Below are 6,161 nucleotides of genomic sequence, written 5' to 3'. Positions count from 1 at the left end.
CGACGGTGCTGATCTGCCTGGCGCTGTCGGTCAGCGCCGCCTACGCGCTGGGCCGGGTGCGGTTCCGCGGCCGCAGCACCATCCTGATGCTGACCCTCGGCGTCTCGATGTTCCCGCAGGTCGCGGTGCTGACCGGGCTGTTCGAGCTGGTGCGCTGGCTCGGCATCTACAACCAGCTCGGCTCGCTGATCCTCAGCTACATGATCTTCACCCTGCCCTTCTCGGTCTGGGTGCTGACCACCTTCATGCGCGAGCTGCCGCGCGAGCTGGAGGAGGCGGCGATCGTGGACGGCGCCAAGCCGTGGCAGATCCTGGTGCGGGTGTTCCTGCCGCTCCTGGGCCCCGCCCTGGCGACCACCGGCCTGCTGGCCTTCATCGCCGCCTGGAACGAGTTCCTGTTCGCCCTGACCTTCACCCTGACCAACGAGGTGCGGACGGTGCCGGTGGCGATCGCCCTGATCTCCGGCGCCACCCAGTTCGACATCCCCTGGGGCAACATCATGGCGGCGTCGGTGGTGGTGACGGTGCCGCTGATCGTGCTGGTGATGATCTTCCAGCGCCGCATCGTCTCCGGCCTGACCGCCGGCGCGGTGAAAGGATAGGGGGCGCCGCCCCCTATTCGACCAGCGCTTCCTTGGCGTGGGCCGCGGCGCCGCTGCGCAGGGGCCGTTCCTCCATCAGCAGCAGGCTGAGGAAGCCGAGGGACAACCCGAAGGCGGCGGCCAGGAACAGCCAGTGGAAGCTGCCGACCAGCGCGTCGTGCAGCCCGGGGCCGAGGTCGCCCAGGTTTTCCGGCGACTGGCCGGGGGACCCGCCGATGGCGCCGAGCACGATGGCACCGAAGCCGGCGACGACGATGGCGCTGCCGAGCGAGCGGAAGAAGTTCATGCAGGCGGTGGCGGTGCCGAGCTGGTGCATCGCCACCGCGTTCTGGATCGAGATGGTGGTGACCGGCAGCACGGTGCCGAGGCCGAGCCCGACCACGCCGAGCATGATTTCGACCGACCATTGCGGCAGGCCGGTCGGGTGGACCGCCAGCACCAGCAGCGCGGCCACGGCGCAGACCAGCCCGATCAGCGGCGTGCGCTTGTAATGCGTCATGGTGGCCATGAAGCGGCCGGCCAGGTTGGCGCCGGTCACGGTGCCGGCCATCAGCGGCATCAGCGCCAGGCCGGCATTGCTGGGCGACAGGCCGAGAATGCCTTCGAGATAGACCGGCACATAGATCGACAGGCCGATGAAGGTGCCCATGACGCAGAAGGCGGCGGCCGTGCCGGTGCCGACCACCGGGTTGGACATCACCGCCAGCGGGATCAGCGGTTCGGCCGCGCTGAGCAGGCGGATGGCGAACAGCACCCAGAACACCACCGACAGGGCGAACAGGCCGAGGATCTCGACGGAATTCCAGGGGTAGCGCATGCCGCCCCAGGTCAGGGCCAGCATCACCGCCACGGTGGCGCTGACCATCAGCACGGCGCCGAGCACGTCGAGCTTGTGCCGCCGCTCGTGCCGCGGCAGGCGGCGCAGCGTGTTCCAGGTCATCCAGAAGGCGCCGAGGCCGAGCGGCAGGTTGATCCAGAAGATCACCGACCAGTGCAGATGATCGGCGATCAGGCCGCCCAGCACCGGCCCGACCACGCTGGAGGTGACGAAGACGCTGGCGATATAGGCCTGGTAGCGCGACCGCTCCTTCGGCGACACCACGTCGGCGATGATGGTCTGGGCCAGCGAGATCAGCCCGCCGCCACCCAGCCCCTGCAGCGCCCGCGCCAGGATCAGCGCCAGCATGGTCGGCGCCAGGGCGCAGACCACCGATCCGACGATGAACACGCCGATGCTGACCAAAAGCGTGATCCGCCGGCCATGGATGTCGCTGAGCTTGCCGTAGAGCGGGGTGACCGCGGTGGAGGCGAGGAGATAGGCGCTGACCACCCAGGACAGATGTTCGACGTCGCCGAGCTCCTGCCCGATCGTCGGCAGCACCGTCGCCACGATGGTCTGGTCCAGCGCGGCCAGCATCATGGCCAGCAGGATTCCGATGATGATCGAACGGACGGCGGCATGGTCGAGCGGCGCCGGCCCGGCAACCGCCTCGTTGTGTGCGGACATGGTGTCTGTCGTTTCCGAATCCTGGAATCGGCGGTGGCGGCATGGCCTGCACCGAGCAGTCTAAACTTCGCCCGGGATACTTGTCGGACAAGAGCGGTCTCGGCAGTGCTGCCATCGCCTTGCGGCATGGAGCGTCCCGCGACTCCGTTACATGGGGTGCAACGGTGGATCGCGGTTTCGCGGCCGCGGAACATGTTCTAGGGTGCGGCCATGACCGACCAGACCCAACCCAGGGCCGAGAAGAGCCCGTTCCTGCGCCTCGGGCTCGAGGCCGGACCGCTGCTTCTCTTCTTCATCGCCAACCAGCTGGGCGGCATCATGCCGGCCACGGCCGTGTTCATGGTCGCGACCGTCGTGGCCGTGGTGCTGTCGGTGCGGCTGGAGCGGCGCTGGCCGATCATGCCGATGGTCGGCTGCGTCTTCGTGCTGATCTTCGGCGGGCTGACGCTGTGGCTGGACAACGACCTGTTCATCAAGCTGAAGCCGACGGTGGTGAACCTGCTGTTCGCGGCGATCCTATTCGCCGGCCTGGCCACCGGGCGCAACTTCCTGAAGCTGATGATGGGCACGGTGTTCGAGCTGGACGAGAGCGGCTGGCGCATCCTGACTTGGCGCTGGGCGGTGTTCTTCGTCGTCCTGGCCGTGATCAACGAGGTGGTCTGGCGCAACTTCACCACCGAGTTCTGGGCCGGATTCAAGCTGTTCGGCATCCTGCCGCTGACCCTGGTCTTCGCCATGGCGCAGATGCCGGTGCTGATGAAGCACCAGGCAAAGCCGGCGGCGGAATAATGGCCCTGTCGCCGACCGACCCGCTGCACCATGTCGAGAATTGGGTGTTCGACCTCGACAACACCCTGTACCCGGCCAAGACCGATTTGTTCGCCCAGATCGACCGGCGCATGGGCGAATACATCCGTTTGCATCTCGACCTGCCGCCGGACGAGGCGCGGGTGCTGCAGAAGCGGCTGTTCCGTGAGCACGGCACCACGTTGCGCGGCCTGATGAACGAGCATGCGGTCGACCCCGGGCCATTCCTGAAATTCGTCCACGACATCGACGTCTCGGCGATCGGCCCCAGCCCGGTGCTGGCGGCGGCGCTGGCCGATCTGCCGGGGCGGAAGCTGATCTTCACCAACGGCTCGGTCCGCCATGCCGACCAGGTGCTGGACCGCCTGGGCGTCGCCGACCGGTTCGACGGCATCTTCGACATCGTCGCGGCGGATTACGTGCCGAAGCCGGATCCGGTGTCCTACCGCACGATGCTCGACCGCTACGGCCTGGCGCCGGAGAGCACGATCATGGTCGAGGACATGGCCCGCAACTTGCTGCCGGCCCACAATCTGGGCATGACCACGGTGTGGGTGCGCACCCCGTCCGACTGGGGCCAGCCCCTGCCCGGCGATGGCCATATCGACATCGCCATCGACGACACCGCCGACTGGCTGGCCGCCGTGGTCGCCGCGCGACGAGCGGACTGAGCTCCTTCCCGGGCGGCGGCCGTCAGCCGCCGCACTCCTGCGCGAACCCGACCAGGTCCGGGGCGGTGGGGCGATCCTGCATCTGGAACGTCCCGACCATCTCATCGCCGCAGATCTCGACCTGGGTCCGCTTGGCACCGTCCTTGAGCGTGCAGATCCCGGCATAGGTGATGTTGTTGGCCCCGACCCCGGGCGCGAGGCCGATCAACTCGGAGCATCCGATGATCCTGCCTGACCTCTTGTCGCCGGCGATCGACGTGTTGAAGGCGTCGATCCGGATGCTGGGGTCCCGTAAGCGCATGATGGTCCTGCCGTCAGGCACAGTCCCGTCGCCGGAGTCGATGATGTCCTTCTCGTTGCGCGACAGCACCGTGATCCGGTCCGTATAGGCCTGCTGCAGGCAAGCCGCGTCCTCGCAGATGTCGCGTGTGTACCGGATCCAGTTCCGCTGTTCCCTGGCCAGGGCCTTCTTGCCGTAGTCGTCAGTCGCCTTCAGCGCTGTGCTGTAGGCAACGGCCAGGCGGCCATCCAGGGCGGACAGCTGCGGGTCCGCGCAGATCTGCTTCTCGACGGCGCCGCCGGCCCGGCCGCAGTCGAAACTGGCGGCGAAGGCTGCCGGCACGGCGCTGAACAGCAGTGCCAGCGCCAGCGCCGGCATCACGATGGCATTCCGAATCACGATCCCGATCATCCCGGTGAGTGTCGCGCAAGGCGACGAATCCTGGTCACTACGGCGCCCGAAAGCGACTTTTTTGCGATCTCTCCGCGGCGGTCAAGTCCGGGCCGCGCCCTACCCGCACGCCTTGAAGCTGCCCGGCTGCTGCCGCGTCCAGGTGTCGGTGCGGCCGAACAGGGTGATGCCGACATAGCCGCGCAGGTCGAGCGTGTCGGGGCCGGACAGCTTCATGTTGGCGTCGTAGGTCTTGCCGCCCTTCGGATCGTAGATCGTGCCGTCTTCCCATTCCGTGCCGGAGGTCTGGGTGAAGCCGTACAGGATCACCAGCTTGCACAGGGCGCGGCTGTGCTTGCTCTCGTCCGGGTTGTTCAGGTCGGTGGCGTTGGCGTCGGGCGGCATGGCGACGACGCGGCCGCAGATGCCGGTGTTGCAGTCGGTGATCTCGATCACCGAGCGGCCGTCGCCGGTGCGCCAGAATCCCTTGATCCCGCCATCGGCGGCGAAGGCGGCCGGGCCGGCGAGGAGCGTGGCGAGACCGATGGCGATGACGGCGCTGCGAATGGCCATGGGCGCTCCCATATAAGCGTTGTCGTTCTCCCTGGAGGATGCGGCCGGACGCCATTCCTGTCCATGGCGCCGATTTGCACCGCGGAGAGGGTGACAACTTTGAAACTATTGCAGCTTTTGCCTGGGTTTGCGCTCGGCTATGGTCCAGCATCGGCCAAGAGGAGCCACCGGCGGAACCTGCCGGGTGACGGAGAATTAAGAGATGAGCGCGCCGCGTACACTGTTCGACAAGATCTGGGACAGCCATGTCGTCCACCGGCAGGATGACGGCACGTGCATTCTCTACATCGACCGCCACCTCGTGCATGAGGTGACCAGCCCGCAGGCCTTCGAGGGCCTGCGCCTGACCGGCCGCACCGTGCGCCAGCCGCACGCCACCCTGGCGGTGCCGGACCACAACGTCCCGACCTCCGACCGCGCCGGCGGCATCGCCGACGAGGAAAGCCGGATCCAGGTCGAGACGCTGGAGCAGAACGCCATCGATTTCGGCGTGCCGATCTTCACCATGAACGACGTCCGCCAGGGCGTGGTCCACATCATCGGGCCGGAGCAGGGCTTCACCCTGCCGGGCACCACCATCGTCTGCGGCGACAGCCACACCTCGACCCATGGTGCCTTCGGCGCCCTGGCCTTCGGCATCGGCACCAGCGAGGTCGAGCACGTGCTGGCCACGCAGACGCTGCTGCAGAAGCCGGCCAAGAACATGCGCATCACGGTCGAAGGCGACCTGCCGCTGGGCGTGACCGCCAAGGACATGATCCTGGCGATCATCGGCACCATCGGCACCGCCGGCGGCACCGGCCATGTCATCGAATATGCCGGCGAGGCCGTCCGCGCCCTGTCGATGGAAGGCCGGATGACGGTCTGCAACATGTCGATCGAGGCCGGCGCCCGCGCCGGGCTGATCGCCCCCGACGACACCACCTTCGCCTATGTGAAGGGCCGGCCGATGGCGCCGAAGGGCGCCGACTGGGACCAGGCCGTCGAGTACTGGCGGACGCTGCCGACCGATGACGGCGCCCGCTACGACCGCGAGGTCGTGCTGAAGGCCGCCGACATCGTGCCGATGGTGACCTGGGGCACATCGCCGGAACAGGCACTGCCCATCACCGGCAACGTGCCGGACCCATCGCTGATGAAGGAAGAACATCATCGCGCCGCCGCCGAACGCGCGCTGCAGTATATGGGCCTGACCGCCAACATGCCGCTGACCGACATCAAGGTGGATCATGTCTTCATCGGTTCCTGCACCAATGGCCGCATCGAAGACCTGCGCGCCGCTGCCATCATCGCCAAAGGCAAGAAGGTCGCCGCGGGCGTCAACGCCATCG

7 protein-coding genes are annotated in these 6,161 nt (G+C 67.4%); 4 read left to right on the top strand and 3 right to left on the bottom strand.

The window, feature by feature from the left end; genetic code table 11:
• Window positions 1–602 (top strand): carbohydrate ABC transporter permease (locus AC3XYG_RS25270; RefSeq protein WP_489142631.1); only part of this gene is annotated, 602 nt, incomplete at its 5' end.
• Window positions 603–615: 13 nt separating this feature from the next.
• Here AC3XYG_RS25270 and AC3XYG_RS25265 read toward each other — a convergent pair.
• On the bottom strand, window positions 616–2,109 hold the full coding sequence (locus AC3XYG_RS25265) for an MDR family MFS transporter (protein WP_489142630.1): 1,494 nt from the start codon (window positions 2,107–2,109) through the stop codon (window positions 616–618).
• A 210-nt stretch (window positions 2,110–2,319) separates the two neighbouring features.
• Here AC3XYG_RS25265 and AC3XYG_RS25260 point away from each other — a divergent pair, with 210 nt between their 5' ends.
• Together AC3XYG_RS25260 and AC3XYG_RS25255 are read left to right on the top strand one after the other, a co-directional pair.
• A complete protein-coding gene (locus AC3XYG_RS25260; protein ID WP_489142629.1) occupies window positions 2,320–2,898 on the top strand; it encodes a septation protein A in 579 nt (192 codons plus the stop codon).
• Window positions 2,898–3,587: a pyrimidine 5'-nucleotidase gene (locus tag AC3XYG_RS25255; RefSeq protein WP_489142628.1), complete on the top strand. Its 690-nt coding sequence runs from the start codon at window positions 2,898–2,900 to the stop codon at window positions 3,585–3,587. Before AC3XYG_RS25260 ends, AC3XYG_RS25255 begins: the two co-directional genes overlap by 1 nt.
• Before the next feature lie 22 nt (window positions 3,588–3,609).
• Here AC3XYG_RS25255 and AC3XYG_RS25250 read toward each other — a convergent pair whose 3' ends face one another.
• On the bottom strand, window positions 3,610–4,266 hold the full coding sequence (locus AC3XYG_RS25250) for a lysozyme inhibitor LprI family protein (RefSeq protein WP_489142627.1): 657 nt from the start codon (window positions 4,264–4,266) through the stop codon (window positions 3,610–3,612).
• A 111-nt stretch (window positions 4,267–4,377) separates the two neighbouring features.
• Window positions 4,378–4,830: a DUF2147 domain-containing protein gene (locus AC3XYG_RS25245; protein WP_489142626.1), complete on the bottom strand. Its 453-nt coding sequence runs from the start codon at window positions 4,828–4,830 to the stop codon at window positions 4,378–4,380.
• Window positions 4,831–5,032: 202 nt separating this feature from the next.
• On the opposite strand from AC3XYG_RS25245, the gene leuC reads away from it, so the two are divergent.
• The coding region (gene leuC, locus AC3XYG_RS25240; RefSeq protein ID WP_489142625.1) for a 3-isopropylmalate dehydratase large subunit at window positions 5,033–6,161 on the top strand (1,129 nt) is incomplete at its 3' end.

It is taken from the genome of Inquilinus sp. (assembly GCF_057815775.1).
This window is presented reverse-complemented; position numbering and strand designations above follow the sequence as displayed.

Excerpts from the sequence above, each read along its gene's own strand:
- AC3XYG_RS25265 (WP_489142630.1), bottom strand. The coding sequence starts at position 2,109 with ATGTCCGCACACAACGAGGCGGTTGCCGGGCCGGCGCCGCTCGACCAT.
- AC3XYG_RS25260 (WP_489142629.1), top strand. The coding sequence starts at position 2,320 with ATGACCGACCAGACCCAACCCAGGGCCGAGAAGAGCCCGTTCCTGCGC.
- AC3XYG_RS25245 (WP_489142626.1), bottom strand. The coding sequence starts at position 4,830 with ATGGCCATTCGCAGCGCCGTCATCGCCATCGGTCTCGCCACGCTCCTC.
- AC3XYG_RS25255 (WP_489142628.1), top strand. The coding sequence starts at position 2,898 with ATGGCCCTGTCGCCGACCGACCCGCTGCACCATGTCGAGAATTGGGTG.